Below are 17,706 nucleotides of genomic sequence, written 5' to 3'. Positions count from 1 at the left end.
CGGGCGTGGCATCAGCGGTGTCACGCTGCGCATCGAACCGGGCACGACGACCGCGCTCGTCGGGTCCTCGGGCTCAGGCAAGAGCACGCTCGCGCGGGTCATCGCCGGGCACCACCCGCCGACCTCCGGCGGCGTGCGCGTCGAGCCCCACACGACGCCCCCGTACTACGTGTCGCAGGAAACTGCATCAGTTCCGCGGCACGATCGCAGACAACCTGCGCCTCGTCGCGCCCGACGCGAGCGCGGACGAGATGGCCGCAGTGCTGGTGGCGGTCGGTGCGGAGTGGGCGGTCGGGTCTCTCGAATCCGCCGATGCGGGTGCGTCTCTCGATGAGGGGCGCGTCCAGCAGCTGGCGATCGCGCGGGCGCTGCTGGCGGATCCCGCCGTGGTGATCCTCGACGAGGCCACGGCCGATGTCGGCCTGCACCATCGCGACGCCGTCGAGGACGCGATCAGAGTGCTGCGGCGGGACCGCACCAGCGTGTTGATCGCGCACCGCCTCGAACCGGTGTCGACCGCCGAGCAGATCGTCGTCTTCGCCGACGGTCGTGCGGTCCAGCGCGGCACCCACGACGAGCTGCTCGCCGAAGAGGGGCTCTATCGCAGCTTCTGGCTGGCACAGGCGGGGTAGTCCTACGTTCTCGTAATGGTGGTGTCTCAGTCGGCGATGCCAGGATGGTGGCATGGCATTCGGGATGGCCCGCGACGTGCTGCGCCCCACGGACACTCCGCGCGCGGATCGAGTGACGTATGTCGAGCTGTTCTTCGACCTCCTGTTCGTCCTCGCGTTGACGCAGCTGTCCGCCTACCTCTACGAGAATCAGACGCCGCTGGGCGCCTTCGAGGGGGTCATCATGGTGTGCGCGCTGTGGTGGGCATGGGTGTCGACCACCTGGGTGACCAATTGGCTCGACCCCGAGAAGCTCCCCGTGCGCGCAGCGGTGATCGCGCTGGCCTTCGTGGCGCTCGTGATGAGCGTCTCGATCGCCGAGGCGTTCGGCGATCGAGCGTGGGCGTTCGCGATCGCCTACGTCGTCCTCCAGGTCGGACGCACGGTCTTCATCGTGTGGGCGACAGCCCGTCACGACCGGCGGGTGGCGCGCGATTTCTCGCTCATCCTGTGCTGGACGGTCGCCGGAGGCGCGTTGTGGATCGCCGGCGCCCTGATGCCCCTCGGGTGGCAGCTGCCGTTGTGGGCCGCCGCGCTGGCACTCGAACTGCTGGGCACAGTGCTCGGTTTTCCGGTCCCCGGACAGGGGAAGGTCCTGCTGCGCTCCTGGGATCTCTCCGGTCCGCACATCGCCGAGCGCACGTCCCTCTTCGTGCTCATCGCGCTCGGTGAAGGCCTGCTGGTGACCGGCTTCGCGTTCGTCGACAAGGAGTCGTCGGTCGCATCGATCGCTGCGATGATGACGGCGTTCGTCGCCGCGGCGGCGACCTGGTGGATCTATTTCGATCACGGTGAACGCATCGGCGCCGAGGCGATCGAGGCGTCGGACCAACCGGCCCGCCTCGCCCGCACCGTCTACACCTGGGTGCATCTTCCGATCATCGCCGGCATCGTGCTCCTGAGCGTGGGCGACAAGGAGATGCTCGCGCTTCCGCACCAGCACGGCCTCGCCGCGACAGTCGTGGTCGTCGGCGCACCGACCCTCTTCCTCGCCGGCACGGCGCTGTTCCGCCGCGTGCTCGAAGGGCGCTGGGCGCGAGCTCAGATGATCGGTCTGGTGGCTCTCATCGTGCTCGCCGGTGTCGGGTTCGCCGGGGTCATCGTCGACGTCCTCACCCTGTCGATCACGACCGCGGTCGTTCTCGTCGGTGTCGCGGCGGGCGAGACCGTCGAACGTCTGCGGCGCGGTCGCCGCTCAGGGGGCTGACCGCAAGCGAGTCCCGGGTGAGCATCCCCGGTCTGCTCGCGATGCCAGACGGAGGATCAGGAGTTCCGAGCCCGAACAAGTGGACGCGACGGCGGGAGTCGAACCCGCAACGCCGTCAGGTATGAGCTGAGGCCCGGGACCGCCCGGATCGCCGCGATGGGAATGACGCTACCCGGCGGTGAACAGGAAGGCCAGGATCGTTGCGGGGATTGACAGAGTGAGTCCGCGCATGACAAGGGCCGTCACGCCGCGTCGCACGCCGGCGTCCGACGAGCGGTGTAGCGTCGCGAACATGGCAGCCGCAGACAGCCCCGCGACGACCCCGCAGAAGAGCCACCGCTACCTGCGCCTATCGCTGGTGCTGATCGTCTTCACGCTGCTCGTCGCCGTCGCGCTGCAGAGCGTCGTCGTCCTGTGGGAGCCGTTGACGTTCGGCTGGAACCCGCCCCACTCGATCAGCCATGCGGTGTACACGCCGGCGCGCGACGTCTTCGTCGGAGCACTGATCGCGGCATCCGTCGTCCTTCTGGCCCTCTCGGGTCGCAGCCGCGCGACGACGCTGCTCGACGTGTGCGCCGTCTTCGCGCCGCTCATCGCGATCGTTCCGACCGGGCTCGCCGACACTCGGGCGGTCGGTCACATCCCGTGTCCGGTCACCACGGACTGCATCCCGGCGGGGTATGTCGGCAGCGCGAAGGCCGGTGTCGCCGTATATGCCGTGGCGGTGGTGGCCGTGGTGATCACGATGGCCGTGATCCGTCACCGGACGCGCACCCCGAACCGGTCAGCCGAGCTGGTGTCGGCGATCGCGCTCGTCACGGCCACGGTGGTCACGGCCCTGGCCTTCGCACCGGCCCTCGACGAGGATTTCCCGTTCAACTTCTGGCCCGTGGCCAGCATCCACTTCGCGGTGACGCTGGTGTTCTTCGGAGTGTTCGCGGCGGTCCCGGTGCTCTACGCGGGCGGCCCTCTCGACCCCGGCGAGACCCCGCCCACGCCCCGCCAGCGATCGATCTACCGCTGGATCGCGGGACTGCTGATCGCCGACCTCGTGCTGCTCGTGGTGGCGGTGCTCTTCCGCCAGACGTTCGGCGAGACGCCCGTCGTGCTCATCGGCGAGGCGATCGCCCTGATCCTGTTCGGGGCTTTCTGGTGGGTGCAGACCTTCCAGCGGTGGAACGACCCGAACCCGCCCTCGATCATCGCCCGCGGACCGCTACGCGCGTGAGTCGGGAGCGGGCGCATCGAGCGCCCGCAGCAGCCGACTTCGGCGGACATGATCAGCGCCGGATCGAGTCGTGGAACGGGTTCGGCTCGAGCGTGAAGTCGGTGCTCGCGTCAGCCCAGGTCGCCCCATCGCCGGACGAGCGCCCGCGCCGCAGCGCCGCGAGCAGGGTCGTCGCCGGCACGCCCAGGGCGAGAGCAGCGCTGCCGCCGAGCGTGCGATCCTTCGAGCCGAGCACACTCGCGCGGTGCCATGCCTCGTGCATCGCTCCACCTCGCGCTGGGGGCACGAGCTTCGCCGGCAGAGCGCCGGCTCTGCGCAGGGCGACGAGATGCTCGACATGGTTCCACCACGTCGACTCGGCCGCCGGGTGGAAGTAGTTGTCCTGCAGCCAGGCAGGATGCGGATGCCGGAATCGACCGGCCACGACCTCGTTGCGTCCGCCGAGCAGGCCGCTGCCGACGAACACCGTGTTGAGCAGGCTCTTGCTCACGCCGAAGGAATCCAGCGCGATCACGGGCACGCCGAGCGCTACGGCCTCGACGGCCGCGGTCGAACTGACGGTGACGAGTCCGGCCGCCGTCGACAGCGCGGCGGCCATCGAGGAGTACGAGACCACGAGGTTGTCGGGGCGCCGGGCAGGCAGCAGCTCGAGATACGGATCGCGCTCGAGGTGGGTCTCGGACTCCCCCGGACGCGAGCGCAGCTTGACGACGACTCGACGACTCGGATCGGCCTCGGCCGCCCTGACGAGGGTCGCGGCGATCTCGGCGCGTTCGTCCCGACCGACCGGCACCAGCGCCTGCGCCGCGAACACGATGTCGGTCGCCGGCATCCGCACCGCGCTCGGAGCGGCCGGGCGTTCGGCGATGAGGGTGCCTGCCGGATGACCCGCGTCGGCCCCGAGCACGCGCGCCCGGTCAGCGGCGAGCATCCGCGATCGGGATCGGGCGAACGGCAGCGTGGCCAGTGCCGTCGGCACCTGCACGCCGATGCGGCGGCCCAGTTCGGCGAACGCGCGCTCCTCGCGATGGGAATGCACGACGAGCAGGTCGGCGTGCCTGCGGTACTCCAGGGCGCCGCGCTGAGCGGGGATCGCCATTCCCGGCAGCCCCGCGACGACCACCGGGCGGTGCGAGAGTGCGTCGATCAGGCGTCCCATCAGGCGCACGAACGGCCCTCGTCCGGCGAGCAGGACCACGTCGGGCCGTTGCCCCTCGAGCCACGCGGCCGCCTGAGCGAAGCCGATGCGGGTGACGTCGCCCGACAGCATCCCGGTGCCGGCCAGCGCCGTGCGTTGCTGATCGATGCTCGCGGTCAGCGGGGTCTGCACCAGCAGCAGATGCGGACGGATGCCGGGCACACCGCCGAGCAGCGACGCCGACCACTTCACGAAGGAGTCGGCGTCGGCGATCGCGACGACTCGCAGAGCGCCCGATCCGGTCATGCCCGATCCGGTCATGCCGAGATGCGACGCAGCTTCGCCATGGGCGCACGCTCGCTGTCGAACACGCGCTTGACGCCGTCGCCCAGAGCCGTCTCGATCACGCGGATGTCGCGCACCAGGTGCTCGAGGCCGGTGGGTTCGAGGGATGCCGCGTGGTCGGATCCCCACATCGTGCGGTCGAGCGTGATGTGGCGTTCGACCGCGACCGCGCCGATCGCGACGGCGGCGAGAGAGATCTGCAGACCGCGCTCGTGGCCCGAGTAGCCGACCGGCACTCCGGGGTAGCGGTCGCGCAGCGTGGCGATCGCGCGGAGGTTGGCCTCTTCGGGCTCGAGCGGGTAGGTCGACGTGGCGTGCATGAGCACGACGCGGTCGGTGCCGAGCGTGGCGAGCGCGCGGTCGATCTGCTCGATCGTCGACATGCCGGTCGAGAGGATGATCGGCTTGCCGGTCTCGCGGAGGGCGACGAGCAGCTCGGTGTCGGTGAGGCTGGCCGAGGCCACCTTGTGGGCCACGACGTTGAGGTCTTCGAGGAAGTCGACGCTCGGCACATCCCAGGGGGAGGCGAACCAGTCGAGGCCGAGCATCGTGGCGTGGTCGCCGATGGCGATGTAGTCGTCGCGGCCGAACTCGACGCGGCGGCGGTAGTCGAGGTAGCTCATGGTGCCCCACGGCGTCTCGCGCGGAACATCGCGCATGTGCTCGGGGGTCGAGATCTCGGGGGTGCGCTTCTGGAACTTCACGGCGTCGGCACCCGCCTTCGCCGCGACGTCGATCAGACGCTTGGCGATGTCGACGTCCCCGTTGTGGTTGAGGCCGACCTCCGCGATGACATAGGCCGGGTGGCCGCCGCCGATCACGCGTGAGCCGATGCTGACAGTCATGGTTCCTCCGGTCGTCGAAATGGCCTTCTCCTCTGAGTACGCGCCGAGAGTGAACGCCGCACGACAGGAGGGTTACCGGCACCGGTCAGGCCGGCAACACCCGTTCGATCAGTTCCCGGACGGCGCCGTGGCCGCCGCGGCGGCTGAGCACGACACGGGCCGCCTCGAGCACGAGCGGATGCGCATCGGCCACCGCCACGGGCCAGCCGACGATGCGCAGGGCCGGGAGGTCGTTGACGTCGTTGCCGAGGTACGCGATGTCGGCGAGAGGGATGCCGACCTCTTCCGCCCACCCTCGCAGCGCCGACTCCTTGTCGTCGATGCCGTGCAGGACGGGAACGCGGAGCTTCTCTGCCCGAGCCCGCACGACCGCGTTGACCTCGGTCGAGAGGATGAGCATCGGGATGCCGGCACGCCGCAGCAGCGACACCCCCATGCCGTCCTCACGGCTCACCCGCACCCGTTCGACACCGTCGGCGTCGACGGTCGCGGTGTCGTCGGTGTGCACCCCGTCGAAGTCGGTGACGATCGCTCGCACCGGCACCCGCTCAGGGCTCTCGTGGAGGGCTGCGAGTGCGCGGGCGATGCGGAGCTGCTGCTCGTCGTCGATCTCGATCGCCGTCCACTCCGGCACCTCGGCGATGCGGACCCGACCGAAGAACCGATGCCTCGCCGCACGGAAGCCGTCCGCCCGGAACACATAGAACGCCCCCGTCTCGAGGAAGTGCGGCTCGCGGTCCTGCCGCCGAGGACGATGCGCGGCATCGTGGTTGAGTGCGACGGCCGCGTCGGCATCCGTCCGCCCTGCCCCGCTCGGCTGCCCGGCGTCGCCGCGCGACCACAGGAACCCGTAGGTCTCGTGAGCCGCGAACATGCTGTCGGCTCTGCGCTCGCGCACCTCGCGCACCGCACCCGACAGCGCGTCCCTCGTGATGAACGGCGACGTCGCCTGCAGGAAGGCCACCACATCGGCCGACTCCCCCTCGGCATCGAGCACGTCGAGCGCATGCAGGACCGCGGACTCCGACGAGGCCGTGTCGCCGGAGATCTCGGCCGGTCGTCGCACGACTCGCGCCCCTGCGGCCTCGCTCACCGCGGCGATCTCGTCGTCGTCGGTCGAGACGACCACGAGGTCGATGCCGTCGGTCTCGGATGCGGTGCGCACGGCGCGTTCGACGAGCGGCACTCCGCCGACGCGTCGAAGATTCTTGCGCGGCACGCCCTTCGATCCGCCTCGCGCCGGGATGATCGCGACGACCCTGCCTGCTTCCGTCCTCCGGTGTTCTGCGGTCATGTCCCTCGCCCCATCGTCGTCATGGTCGTCGTCATCGCCCTCTGAGCACCCGCCACGCACGTGCGAGTCTGCGCCGCGCTGCGAGCACCGTGAGCCTCGCCTGCTCCACCCGGCCGATGCCACCCACAGGGCGCAGCACACGACGCACCGCCGTCTCGCGCGGGGCTCCGGGAAGTCGCAGCTCGGCCAGCCGCTCGGGGGCGAAGTACCGATCTCGGTCAGCGGGACGGATGCCGGCGAGCAGCTGCTCGGCGCGACCGCGGAGGTGCCCGGCGACGACGGGCTGCATGGCATAGCCGACCGCGTCGATCAGCAGCTGCATGCGCTCGGGGTCGCGATGGGGAGAGTCAGCCCGGGTCAGCGCATCGACGATCGTCGCCGGCACCCGATTGCTGTTCTCATACGGAGTCAGCCTCGCCAGCACGGTGCCGGCCCCGACCGCATCGATCTCACGGCCGAACAGCGCCCGCACGGTCGGCAGAGCGGTGGAGAAACCGGCGATGACGGCTGTCGCATCGAGTCGTTCGGCCAGCACCTCTGCGGCGAGCGCGCCGCGGTACTCGCGGAAGTCGATGCCGTGCACCCGCGCCCGGTCTCGCAGAGCGTCGCTCAGCCGGGGCGGAGCGGAGGGGTGCGGCTTGAAGACGATGTGCTGCGGTCGCCGGCTCGCCGCGCGGTCGATCATCTCCTTCTGCAGCGCGATCTCCTCGCTCTCGCTGACGAGGCCCAGAGCCGACAGGTACTGGCCGAGCACGAGCACGGTCGGCTCACCGCCGAGAGCACTCTCGAGCTCGGCCGTGTCGTCCACCGCCGCAGCGGTCTCGGCGAGCACCGAGCGGAACAGGTCGGGCGAGACCGGCACGGGCCTCGCCGTGGGCGCACCCACCAACGGCGTCACCCCGGGCACCACGTCGACGTGCACGACGCGACCGATCCGAGCGGTCACCGTGTGCGGCATCCGCACCCGCATGGGCGCGTACGTCATCAGCCCGTCGCCGATGATCGTGAGCCGCGCGTGAGGGAACAGCTGCATCAGGGTGCGTGCCGGGGCGACCTGCGGGCTCTGCACGAGCAGTTCGAGGTCGCCGACGTCGATGCTCCAGGCCCTGATCAGCAGTCGGCGCAGCAGCGGCAGGTCAGCGGCATGAGGCTTCCACGCGGTCGGATGCAGGGGGCCGAGCAGCGCGTCGAGATCTTCGACGCGCTCGAACCTGTCGCGCAGGCTCGCCAGCGCGGGGTCGGAGGCGATGCTCATCGATGTCTCGGGCACTCGCGATGACACGAAGGGAACGAGGATGCGCTCGCCGTGGTCGCCGAGCATGCCGCCGTCGAGCGCGGCGGCCGCGGTGGCGAGCCCATAGGCGCTGTGCACCGCGAAGAGCTGGGTCATGCCGCACGTCCGACCGTGCGCAGCAGCGGAGCGAGTACCCGGCGCCGCGGCCCGTCGAGGCGTGACAGCACCGCGCTCGTCTCGCTCTCGGGCAGACGCGCCAGCAGTCCTCGGATGCCGGCCCGCATCTCGCCGCGCAGCGACGGGGTCATCCTTCGCGACCGCACGAGATGACGGGAGGAGAGCGCCATCACGCTCCACACCGCCTTCGGCAGGAACAGGTCGGATTCGGCATCCGCATCGACGATGTCGAGCACCTCACCCATCGCGTGCACGAAGTCGAGCTGTCGCCGATCGCGTACCTGCGTGAGCGACGTCGACACCCCGCGGCGGTAGAGCAGAGCCGGGGCGTCGACCACGGCGAACGATCGGGCCTGCAGATGCAGTCGCCAGATCCACGGTCGGTCCTCGGCGGTGAAGAGGCCGGGGGTGAAACCCGCGAGTCCCTGGTCGATCAGGCGACGGTGCAGGATCCCGGCCCACGCGAACGGGTAATCGACCATGGTCGGCTCGTTGTCGGGAAGGATCGCCTCACGGGGTGATCCGACTCCCTCACGCCACGGGTACGGCGCCGGCACGAGGGTGCGCACGCCCGCCTTCACCGTGACGTGGTCGGTGCGGAGGAAGTCGCAGCCGAGCTCGTTCAGCCGCCGGGCCAGCACTGACAGCCGCTGGGGCTGCATCCAGTCGTCGCCGTCGAGGAAGCAGAACGCGTCGCCGTCGACATGCGCGAGCCCCTGGTTGCGGGCGCTCGCCAGCCCCTTCGGCCGGGGATTGACGATGACCTCGGCGTGCGAGAACCGCTCGGCGTATCGTCGCATCAGCGTGCCGGTGTCGTCGCGCGAGCCGTCGTCGATCGCCACGAGCTTGAGCGAGGCGGGGTCGTCGAACTGCCGCGTCAGCGTCTCGAGCGTCGTGCCGATGTAGGCGCCTGCGTCCTTCGCGGGCAGGATGACGGTGACGAGCGGTGTGCGCACAGAACTCCCCCGGGTCGACGGTCTCGGAATGCTCTCAGGCGCTCCTTGCCGATCGGGGGACGGCGGGTGAACACGCGGTGACGCGACCTCCGTCGACGCCCTGCCCACTGCGGGATTCGCACCTCACCCGGCGTTCGGCCACGATGGGAGCATGCTCTGGCCGTTCGGAACCACCTGGCGCCCCGTGCGCCAGAAGCGCCGTACCACGGTCGACCTGCGGTGGCTGAGCGCCCGCACCTGGACGCGTCGCTGGTATCCGCAGGGCATCGACCTCGGTCTGTGGCACGGGCGCCGGACACTCGCTGTGAGCTGGTTCCGCCAGCGGCTCGACGGCCACCACCTGGCGTCTCGCGTCGCGTTCGTCGACCTCGAGCGCTCTCGTCATCTCGACGTGCTGCTCGCCGTCGACGAGGGCGGTGAGCTGCAGCCCGCCCCGATCCACGCCGGCGGCCTCGCCTGGTTCGACGATCGGCTGTTCGTCGCGGCGACCGGGCGCGGCATCTGGGAGTTCGACCTCGCCGACATCCGCCGGGTGCGGGGCGCCGACGCACGACGCATCGCTGGTGCGCGCGGCCGAGGGCTCCGTGCCACCGCGCTCGTCGCCGTGCGCACGCGCGTGCACCCGATCGAGCTGCGCTGCTCGTACCTCGGTCGCGTGTTCGACGACGACGGCACGCCCCTGCGACGAGTGCTCATCGGCGAATATGCGAAGGACGACAAGGGACGGATTGCGGAGTTCACCGTGCCAGACTCCGATGACGACGGCTTCCGCGAAGAGGGGCGCTTCTGCCCCGGCATCACGCAGATGCAGGGTGCGGCGCGCTGGGGCGACCGGCACTTCATCTCGCAGTCCGACGGCATGCGCCCCGGCGCGCTGTGGACCGGCACCCGCGACGCCCTGGTGCGCGATCGGATGCCGCTTCCGGTCGGCTGCGAGGACCTCGCCCTCGACCTCGACGCGAAACTGCTGTGGTCGCTCGGCGAGCACCCCTGGAAACGCGTCGTGCGGGGCATCCCGCTGCAGGCTCTCGGCCTCGACAGCTGACAGCAGACCCCTCAGCTCGCGAACGTAGACTGTCCGGGTGAAGAACCGTGCACCTTTCCTCGTCTACACCGTGCTGCGCCTGCTGGCCTTCCTCGTGCCGCTCGCGATCATGTGGTTCTTCTTCCCGATCTTCCGCGAGTACTGGTGGCTCGCCGCGATCTTCGCCGCCCTCATCGGCATGAGCATCTCGATGCTGTTCCTGCGCCGACCCCTCACCGACGCCTCAGCGCGGATCGTCGAGCGCCGCTCAGGCCGCAGTTCTGCCGAGCAGGCCGATGCGGATGCCGAAGACGAGGCCGTCGCCGGCGAGGCCGGCAGCACCACGCGCCGCGAGGACTGACCGGATCCGGCTCGCCGCCGGTTCAGCCGGAGAGCGCCCAGAAGAACGCCCCGGCATAGAGCAGTGCAGTCAGCGACGTCAGAGCCAGGGCCGTGACCAGCTCCTTCGCCTGCCGGTAGGTCCAGACGATGAGAATGGCCGGGAGTCCGGCGAGCAGCGCGAGCAGGCCGATCCACGCGATCGGGTACAGCAGCGCGATGAGCACCAGGATGCCGAAGGGCACGAGCACGAACAGGGTGAACAGCACCTGGGTCGCCCGCTTGCCGATCAGCACCGTCAGGGTGCGTTTGCCGACCACGCGATCCTGATCGATGTCGCGGAGGTTGTTGGCGAGCAGGACCGCGCACGCGAAGAGACCTGCGGCGATCGCCCCGAGCCAGGCCTGCTGAGGCAGCTCGAAGATCTGCACCCACGTGGTGCCGAGGGTCGCGACGAGCCCGAAGAAGATGAAGACGAACACCTCGCCGAGCGCGTTGTAGCCGTACGGGCGCTTGCCGCCGGTGTAGAACCAGGCGGCGACGATGCAGGCTGCACCGACCGCCAGCATCCACCACTGCTCGGTGCGGATCACGATGGCGACGCCGACCGCCGCGGCGAGCGCGAAGAAGACGAGCGCCGCGACGAGCACGGTTCGGGGCTTCACCCGGCCGGATGCCGTGAGGCGGGCGGGCCCCACGCGCACGGCGTCCGTGCCGCGGATGCCGTCGCTGTAGTCGTTCGCGAAGTTGACGCCGATCTGCAGCAGCACGGCGACCGCGAGGCATGCCAGCGCGATGACCCAGTGGAACTCCGGCCCCGTGCTGCGTGCGGCCCCGGTGCCGATGACGACCGGGGCGACGGCGAGCGGAAGGGTGCGCAGACGGGCGGCCCCGATCCAGTCGCCGACGGTCACGGGCCCCGCGTCGATGACGGCCTGGCTCGCCGGGTTGCCGCTCGCCCGCTTCGCGGGATTGCCGCTCACCCGGGGCTGGTTCTTCTTGCGCTTCGAGGATGCTGCCACGCAGGGAATCCTACTGGGGGCACCGATGGACTCCCGCGAAGCGGGTCAGCGGTCGGGGTTGCTGTCCTTGCCGTCGAGCCAGAGGGTGTCCGACACATCGCCGTGCGCTCCGCCCTTGCCGACGTGCTTGTCACTGATCTTCGGCCCCTTGAGGATCACGTGCACCATCGCCTGCGCGTGACCGTGGCCGAGACTGTAGTCCTGCTTGAGCCAGTTGAGCACGACGGTCGATTTCGTGGTCTCGTCGAACCCCTGTTCCTTGGCGAGTTCGATGAACTGGCGAGGGGTGAGGCCGGTCTGGGTCTCGACCTTGTCGAGGTATGCCTGGAAGGACACGGATGCTCCTGTGTGCGTGGTGGTTCAGTCGTCGGAGAGGAAGGTCTGGATGATCGTCGCCGACGCATGGATGCCGATGATGCGCAGCGTCGCTTCGCCGACGTTCGTGAAGCAGTGTGCCACGAAGGCCGGGCCTGTCGCGGTGTCGCCTGCCGAGGCGACGATCGTCTCATCGCCGACCGTGATCCGTGCCGTGCCTTCGAGCACCACCCAGGTCTCGGGGTAAGGATGCCAGTGCAGACCCGGACCCTCGCCCGGCTGATTCTCGACGTAGAAGTACGAGATGCCCCGCACCGTGATCCGCCCCGACGAACCTGCGGCTGCGTCCGGTGCCGATGCGGATGTCCACTGCGGTGACGGCTTCGAGAGCAGATGACGTGCTGTTCATGAGCCCAGTCTCGACAGGCGCCCGCGCTCGTCCTAGAGTTTCGATGTGGCTCGAAACTCAAGCGGAGATCGACCTGAGACGCCGGTCGAAGGCATCGAGCACCCCGACCACCGCGTCGAGTTCCACCTCAGCCCCGGCGACATCCAGTCGGTGCGCTTCGGCATCTCCCCCGGCCACGAGCTCGCACACGCCGTGCGGGTGCTGCTGCGCCCGGAGCAGCACCCGCTGCAGTGGGGGTGGCTGCGCGCGGTGCGCGATCGACTTCCGCGGGAGAGCTTCCCGCTGCTCGCCGCGGTGATCGGCGACGACGGGTATATGCCCGACTTCCTCACGGCGGCGCCGGGGTGGGACATGACGCCGGAGGCAGAGCTCGCGGCGCTGCGCATCACGCCGCTGGACCCGATGCGGGTCGACTTCGGCAAGATGGTGATCCGCTCGTCGGGATCCCGCCAGCGGGCGCTGCGCGAGATGCAGGAGCAGCCGGCCCGTGCCCGCGAGATCATCGCCGACGCATGGTCGGAGGTGTGGGATGCCGCGCTCGCTCCTGTCTGGCCGCAACTCGAACGCCTGCTGCGATCGGACATCGCCGTGCGGTCGAGGGTGATCGCCACCTCGGGGATCAGAGCGATGGCGGGTGGGCTGCATCCGACGGTCAGCTGGGGAGACGGAGCCGTGCGCGTCTCGCTTCGCCGCCACAGCGAGCTCGTCGACTGCCACGGCAGCGGACTGGTGCTCGTGCCGTCGGTGATGTCGTCGTGGGGATGCATGGTGCTCACCGAACCGCCGGCCCAGCCGACGCTCTTCTATCCCGCGCGGGGCGTGACCGCCGGCTGGTCCCGCGACGCGAGCGAGATCGCCGCGTCACTCGGCGCCCTCATCGGCCCGGCGCGCGCGACGATCCTGCTCGAGGCCGGCGTCGCCCGCACCACCTCACAGGTGGCTCAGGATGCCGGGATCGCCGTGTCGACGGCATCCCATCACCTCACCGTGCTGCGCGACGCCGGCCTGGTCTCGAGCGAACGCGACGGCGCGAGGATGCTGCATCTGCGCACGCCCCTCGGCGAGGCGATGGTGGGCGCGGTGTTGTGATCGGCGCGGTGTTGTGATCGGCGCGGTGTTGCGATCCGCGCGGTGCGCTAGTCGCCGTCGGGGGCGACCGAGATGATCGGCCGGTGCTCGTAGTAGGTCTGGAGCACGACCGTGGTGCGAGTGCTGACGTTCGCGGCGAGCCTGATGTCGCGCACCAGCTCTTCCAGCGCACGCGGCGAGGCGACGCGCACGAACAGCATGTAGCTGGCGTCGCCCGCGATCGAGTGGCACGCCTCGATCGCGTCGAGGTGCTCGAGCAGCTCGGGGGCGTTGTCGGGCTGAGCCGGGTCGAGCGGAGTGATCTCGATGAACGCCGAGAGCGGGGTGCCGACCAGCTCGGGGTCGAGGATCGCCCGGTACCCGGTGATGATTCCGCGGGTCTCGAGTCGACGGAGTCGCGACTGCACCGCCGACACGGACAGGCCGACGGCATCCGACAACTGCGACAGTGTCGCCCGGCCGTCTCGAGAGATCGCGGCCAGGATCGAGCGGTCGACAGAGTCATCCATGGATGTAATATTATCGTCAGGATTCCGTATATGCCGGAATCTTTCCGTGAAATTCTCCGATCGGAGGTCCCGATGTCCATCATTTCCGCCAACAGCTCCGCTGCACAGGCCATCGTCGGCGAACCCGAGGTCGTCGAGGACGCAGCGAACGCCGAATCCTCCGCCGCATGGGCGCAGCTCAAGGACGCCGCGATCGCCATCCGCGAGATGCAGGTCAAGGACGGCTCGATCCCGGATGCTGCGCACCACGCCGCAGCCCGCGATCTCGTCGAGGCGATCACCGACGGCATCCGCGCTCTCGCCCCCGCCTTCCCTCACGACGCCGAGTACCTCGCCGCGTCGATCGTCGACTTCGACCGCTGGGTCTCGGAAGGATTCGGCGTGCCGGACTTCTTGGACTCGCTCATGGCCTTCCAGCCTCAGCAGCACCGGGTCGACGGCATCCGTCATCTGGTCGTCTTCCCCATGTACACGCAGAACGGCTCGAGCGACCGCCTCGTCGAGGCGCTCATCGTCGAGACGATCTGGCCCGAGTTCATCGCCGCCCTGGAGGCCGGCGAGTACGGCAACAAGCTGTTCGTCTCGCTGAGACTCGTCGACTTCACGCCCGGGTACGACACGAACTCGGCCGTACTCTTCCCCGAGACCGTCGCGATGCGCGAGATCCCCTCGTTCACGTGGGGCGCGATCTTCCAGGACCGTGAAGCGGCCCGCTACCGCCGGGTCACCCGCGCCGCCGCCGAGATCACCAAGCTCGAGCTTCCGGAACGGGCCGCGGCCATGCTCGATGACCAGGCGCTGACCGAGCGCGCGTTCGTGATGTGGGACATCATCCACGACCGCACCCACATGCGCGGTGACCTGCCGTTCGACCCGTTCATGATCAAGCAGCGGATGCCGTTCTTCCTCTACTCGCTCGAAGAGCTGCGGTGCGACCTCACCGCGTTCCGCGAGTCGGTGAAGATCGAGCGGTCCCTGCGGGCGCGCACCGAGGCCGGTGACAGCCTCTCGGACTCCGAGCAGGAGATGCTCGACCATGCGGATCTCGTGCAGTACGCCGTGATCTTCGACCGCATCTTCCGGTTCGCCATCACGGGGTCTCGTGTGCGCAACTACGACGGCCTGGGCGGCCAGCTGCTGTTCGCGTGGCTGCACCAGCGCGGTGTGCTGCATTGGACCGACACCGCGCTCGCCTTCGACTGGGCAGCCGTTCCCGACGCGGTCGTCGCCCTCGGCGACGCGATCGACGAACTCTACTGGCGCTCGATCGACCGGCCGAAGACCGCGCACTGGCTGGCCGCCTACGACCTCGTCCGCTCCGTCCTCACCCCGAACCCTGCCTCGCGGTGGGCTCGCGGCCTGCCTGACGAGATCCTCGCCGGCGCCCCCAAGGGCTTCACCGACGCCGTTCTGGACGACGAGTTCCCCCTGTCCATGTTCTTCGAAGCCCTCGACAAGAAGATGAAGCCGGTCATCGAGTCGACCGTCGGCATCCGGGGCACCGACGACTGACTCGCGCATTTCTGGGGTCCGGTCGCGGGGGCGATCGGACGCAGCGTCTGCGGCCATTCCTGCCCGGGGTGGCCGCAGAACTGTCTCTACACGAGAGTTGAGCACATGAGCGTCACTGAGAGAACCGTCCTTCTCGCCGGAGCCACGAGCCCCTCGGGACTCGCGCTCGCGCACGCACTCGTCGATGCCGGGGCACGCGTGATCGCCACCGGGCGCTCCGCCGAGCGACTCGAGTCGCTGCAGGCGATCGGAGTGCGGGTCGAGGTGGCTGACGCGACCTCACTGGAGTCGATGACAGAGCTGGCGTCGCGGATCGACGCGGTGGATGCCGTGATCCCGCTGGTCGGCGGCTGGCGCGGGGGCGGCGGGCTCGCCGGGCAGTCCGACGACGACTTCCGCGCGCTCCTCCCCGCGCTCGATGCGGTGCGCGCGACCAGCCGTGCGTTCGACAGCGCACTCCGCGCCTCGGACGCCGGACGATTCGCGATCGTCTCGTCGACCGCGGTGGGACGCCCTCTGGCCGGCGGCGCGAACTACGCAGCCGTCAAGGCGGCGAGTGAGGCATGGACGCGCGCGGTGGCGCAGGGCTTCGCCAAGGCGGCTCGGGATGCGGGAGAACCGCTGCGCGCCGCATCCGTGGTGTTCCGTGCGAAGACGCTCGCGCCCGAATCTCTCGTGCCCCGAGTGCTGGCCCTGTGGGATGCGGACGCCGCCGGCCTCAACGACCAGATCATCCCGCTCGACTGACCCGGTCGACGCGCGTCGCGGCTTGTCGCCGCTTATCGCCGCTTGTCGCCGCTTGCCGCCGCTTGTCGCCGCTTGCCGCCGCTTGCCGCCGCTTCAGCGCCGCGTATCAGGGGCGTCCGGAACCTCCGGCGGCAGGCCGCGCACGGGTGCCGGAGCATCTGCCGCGGAACGGCGCTCTGCGGCGTCCTCGCCGTTCGGGTCCTGCGCGGGCGCATTCGCATAGAGCTCGGTGAGCTTGCGGTACGACTTGGTGAAGAACGCCAGAGTCGCAGCGATCACCATGATGATGCCCGCGAACAGGCAGATCAGCGCGATGCCCCGAGCGTCGCCCTCGCCGAGCAGCCACTCCCACTGCTGCTGCCCCTCGGCGGTCTTCATGTACGGGATGATCAGGAACTCGGCGATCGGCGCGATCATGAACGCCGTGATCGGAGCGGCTGCGGCTTCCATCGCGGCAGCGACACCGAACACGCGCCCCTGCCTGTCGTAGCGGACCACCTTCTGGATGATCGTCTGCTCGGCCGCCTCGACGGGAGGCACGAGCGCCATGTAGACCCACATGCCGATCACGTAGAGGGGCCACCATTCGCGCAGCATGAAGACCGAGCCGAGGATGCCCATCGCGATCACGACGAGCAGAAGTGTGCGCATCGGCTTGGCGCCGAGGCCGAACTTCGCAACCAGGCCGCCGCCGATCAGGAATCCGGTCGATGCAAACGCCAGCGCGAAGCCCCACATCTGCGCGTCGAAGAGAGTGAGACCGTAGGGGTCCATCAGCGCCATGTACACGCCGCCGATGAGGTTGTTGAAGGTCGAGAAGATGATCAGCGCGAACAGTCCGGGTGCCAGTCGGATGGCCGCCACGCTGCCACGGAAGTCGAGCGCGCTCTTGGCATCGGGATCGGGCTGCGGTGTGCCCTCGGGGATGCGGATGAAGAGCAGGTGCACGAAGGTGAGCACCATCGCGCCGATCGCGATCGCGAGGGTCCACCCCATGCCGAGGAACCCGATCGACAGCCCCGAGAAGACACTCGTCACGAGGAAGGCCAGCCCCTGCACGGTGCCGACGAGGCCGTTGGCGTTGGCACGGCGCTCTTCGGGCACGAGCAGCGTGACCGTCGTCGAGAGCGCGATGTTGCGCAGCTGCTCGATGACCCCGCCGAAGAGGATGATCGCCGAGAACAGCCAGAACCACGGGGCGCCGAGGTCGAGCAGGGCCGATTCGGGCTGCCACACGTAGAGCACGCCCGCGATCAGGAAGGCGACCGCCGAGATCACGCTCGAGAGCAGCATCACGGTGTGCTTGCGGTTGCGATCGACGATCGTGCCGAAGATCATCGCGAAGAAGGCGACGAACAGCATGTAGGCGCCGCCGATGATGCCCGTGGCGAGCACCGACTGCGTCTCGATGTAGACCCAGAAGGTCAGGGCGAACCACAGAAAGCTCGTCGTCACGTTCGCGATGAGCGTGTTGACGAGCACGTTCGCGAAGGCGGTCTTCGCCGCGGTGCGCTCCATGACTTAGAGGGTAGGCGTGGGCTCGGACATTCGGTAGAGCTGTCCCGATCTGCGGACGCGGACGCGCTCGACGGGCGAATCCGGGGAGAGACTCCGCGGATCGGGGCGGACTCCGCGGATCGGGGCG

18 protein-coding genes and 2 pseudogenes are annotated in these 17,706 nt (G+C 69.5%); 9 read left to right on the top strand and 11 right to left on the bottom strand.

Going from position 1 to position 17,706, the window contains the following annotated elements; all coding sequences use genetic code 11:
- Positions 1 to 10 precede the first annotated feature (10 nt).
- The 3 genes and pseudogenes from QMA07_RS00270 to QMA07_RS00260 all read left to right on the top strand — a co-directional run.
- Positions 11 to 103: pseudogene (locus QMA07_RS00270) on the top strand (ATP-binding cassette domain-containing protein); the annotation flags it as partial.
- 79 nt (positions 104 to 182) lie between these two features.
- Complete coding sequence (locus QMA07_RS00265) at positions 183 to 632, top strand: ATP-binding cassette domain-containing protein (RefSeq protein ID WP_290159463.1); 450 nt, start codon at positions 183 to 185, stop codon at positions 630 to 632.
- Positions 633 to 684: 52 nt separating this feature from the next.
- Complete coding sequence (locus QMA07_RS00260) at positions 685 to 1,878, top strand: low temperature requirement protein A (RefSeq protein WP_290159076.1); 1,194 nt, start codon at positions 685 to 687, stop codon at positions 1,876 to 1,878.
- Positions 1,879 to 1,958: 80 nt separating this feature from the next.
- Here QMA07_RS00260 and QMA07_RS00255 read toward each other — a convergent pair.
- A pseudogene (locus QMA07_RS00255) lies at positions 1,959 to 2,034 on the bottom strand.
- 136 nt (positions 2,035 to 2,170) lie between these two features.
- Between QMA07_RS00255 and QMA07_RS00250 the strand changes: the two are divergent.
- Positions 2,171 to 3,106 (top strand): hypothetical protein, encoded by a 936-nt coding sequence (locus QMA07_RS00250; RefSeq protein ID WP_290159075.1) that lies wholly within the window; start codon positions 2,171 to 2,173, stop codon positions 3,104 to 3,106.
- Positions 3,107 to 3,158: 52 nt separating this feature from the next.
- Here the strand turns inward: QMA07_RS00250 and QMA07_RS00245 are convergent, their stop codons facing one another.
- The 5 genes from QMA07_RS00245 to QMA07_RS00225 form a co-directional block, all read right to left on the bottom strand.
- The gene (locus tag QMA07_RS00245) at positions 3,159 to 4,565 is read right to left on the bottom strand and encodes a DUF6716 putative glycosyltransferase (RefSeq protein WP_290159074.1); all 1,407 of its coding nucleotides are present in this window, start codon (positions 4,563 to 4,565) and stop codon (positions 3,159 to 3,161) included.
- The gene (locus QMA07_RS00240) at positions 4,562 to 5,434 is read right to left on the bottom strand and encodes an N-acetylneuraminate synthase family protein (protein ID WP_290159073.1); all 873 of its coding nucleotides are present in this window, start codon (positions 5,432 to 5,434) and stop codon (positions 4,562 to 4,564) included. The genes QMA07_RS00245 and QMA07_RS00240 overlap by 4 nt, the downstream gene beginning before the upstream one ends.
- Before the next feature lie 85 nt (positions 5,435 to 5,519).
- Positions 5,520 to 6,728 (bottom strand): acylneuraminate cytidylyltransferase, encoded by a 1,209-nt coding sequence (locus QMA07_RS00235; protein ID WP_290159071.1) that lies wholly within the window; start codon positions 6,726 to 6,728, stop codon positions 5,520 to 5,522.
- Positions 6,729 to 6,759: 31 nt separating this feature from the next.
- The gene (locus tag QMA07_RS00230) at positions 6,760 to 8,118 is read right to left on the bottom strand and encodes a polysialyltransferase family glycosyltransferase (RefSeq protein WP_290159070.1); all 1,359 of its coding nucleotides are present in this window, start codon (positions 8,116 to 8,118) and stop codon (positions 6,760 to 6,762) included.
- Positions 8,115 to 9,095 (bottom strand): glycosyltransferase family 2 protein, encoded by a 981-nt coding sequence (locus QMA07_RS00225; RefSeq protein WP_290159069.1) that lies wholly within the window; start codon positions 9,093 to 9,095, stop codon positions 8,115 to 8,117. Before QMA07_RS00225 ends, QMA07_RS00230 begins: the two co-directional genes overlap by 4 nt.
- A 151-nt stretch (positions 9,096 to 9,246) precedes the next feature.
- Between QMA07_RS00225 and QMA07_RS00220 the strand changes: the two genes are divergently transcribed.
- Positions 9,247 to 10,140, top strand: coding sequence for a hypothetical protein (locus QMA07_RS00220; protein WP_290159067.1), 894 nt, complete (start codon positions 9,247 to 9,249; stop codon positions 10,138 to 10,140).
- Positions 10,141 to 10,177: 37 nt separating this feature from the next.
- Positions 10,178 to 10,480 (top strand): DUF4229 domain-containing protein, encoded by a 303-nt coding sequence (locus tag QMA07_RS00215; RefSeq protein ID WP_290159066.1) that lies wholly within the window; start codon positions 10,178 to 10,180, stop codon positions 10,478 to 10,480.
- A gap of 22 nt (positions 10,481 to 10,502) precedes the next feature.
- On the opposite strand, the gene QMA07_RS00210 is transcribed toward QMA07_RS00215, so the two are convergent.
- Genes QMA07_RS00210 through QMA07_RS00200 form a run of 3 tightly spaced genes read right to left on the bottom strand, consistent with a single transcriptional unit; the run spans position 10,503 to position 12,110 of the window.
- On the bottom strand, positions 10,503 to 11,480 hold the full coding sequence (locus QMA07_RS00210; protein WP_290159064.1) for a 1,4-dihydroxy-2-naphthoate polyprenyltransferase: 978 nt from the start codon (positions 11,478 to 11,480) through the stop codon (positions 10,503 to 10,505).
- Between the two features lie 45 nt (positions 11,481 to 11,525).
- On the bottom strand, positions 11,526 to 11,816 hold the full coding sequence (locus QMA07_RS00205) for a DUF4287 domain-containing protein (protein WP_290159063.1): 291 nt from the start codon (positions 11,814 to 11,816) through the stop codon (positions 11,526 to 11,528).
- A gap of 24 nt (positions 11,817 to 11,840) precedes the next feature.
- The gene (locus QMA07_RS00200; RefSeq protein WP_290159062.1) at positions 11,841 to 12,110 is read right to left on the bottom strand and encodes a cupin domain-containing protein; all 270 of its coding nucleotides are present in this window, start codon (positions 12,108 to 12,110) and stop codon (positions 11,841 to 11,843) included.
- Positions 12,111 to 12,249: 139 nt separating this feature from the next.
- Here QMA07_RS00200 and QMA07_RS00195 point away from each other — a divergent pair, with 139 nt between their 5' ends.
- Entirely contained in the window at positions 12,250 to 13,293 is a 1,044-nt protein-coding gene (locus tag QMA07_RS00195) for a DUF5937 family protein (RefSeq protein WP_290159061.1), read from the top strand.
- Positions 13,294 to 13,340: 47 nt separating this feature from the next.
- On the opposite strand, the gene QMA07_RS00190 is transcribed toward QMA07_RS00195, so the two are convergent.
- Positions 13,341 to 13,802: an Lrp/AsnC family transcriptional regulator gene (locus QMA07_RS00190; RefSeq protein WP_290159060.1), complete on the bottom strand. Its 462-nt coding sequence runs from the start codon at positions 13,800 to 13,802 to the stop codon at positions 13,341 to 13,343.
- 72 nt (positions 13,803 to 13,874) lie between these two features.
- Between QMA07_RS00190 and QMA07_RS00185 the strand changes: the two genes are divergently transcribed.
- Positions 13,875 to 15,314 (top strand): DUF6421 family protein, encoded by a 1,440-nt coding sequence (locus QMA07_RS00185; protein WP_290159059.1) that lies wholly within the window; start codon positions 13,875 to 13,877, stop codon positions 15,312 to 15,314.
- A 105-nt stretch (positions 15,315 to 15,419) separates the two neighbouring features.
- A complete protein-coding gene (locus QMA07_RS00180) occupies positions 15,420 to 16,061 on the top strand; it encodes an SDR family NAD(P)-dependent oxidoreductase (RefSeq protein ID WP_290159058.1) in 642 nt (213 codons plus the stop codon).
- 93 nt (positions 16,062 to 16,154) lie between these two features.
- Here QMA07_RS00180 and QMA07_RS00175 read toward each other — a convergent pair whose 3' ends face one another.
- Positions 16,155 to 17,579 (bottom strand): MFS transporter, encoded by a 1,425-nt coding sequence (locus QMA07_RS00175; RefSeq protein ID WP_290159056.1) that lies wholly within the window; start codon positions 17,577 to 17,579, stop codon positions 16,155 to 16,157.
- Positions 17,580 to 17,706: the final 127 nt, after the last annotated feature.

Source organism: Microbacterium sp. APC 3901 (assembly GCF_030407765.1).
In the GTDB taxonomy this organism is placed as follows: Bacteria; Actinomycetota; Actinomycetes; order Actinomycetales; family Microbacteriaceae; genus Microbacterium.
This window is presented reverse-complemented; position numbering and strand designations above follow the sequence as displayed.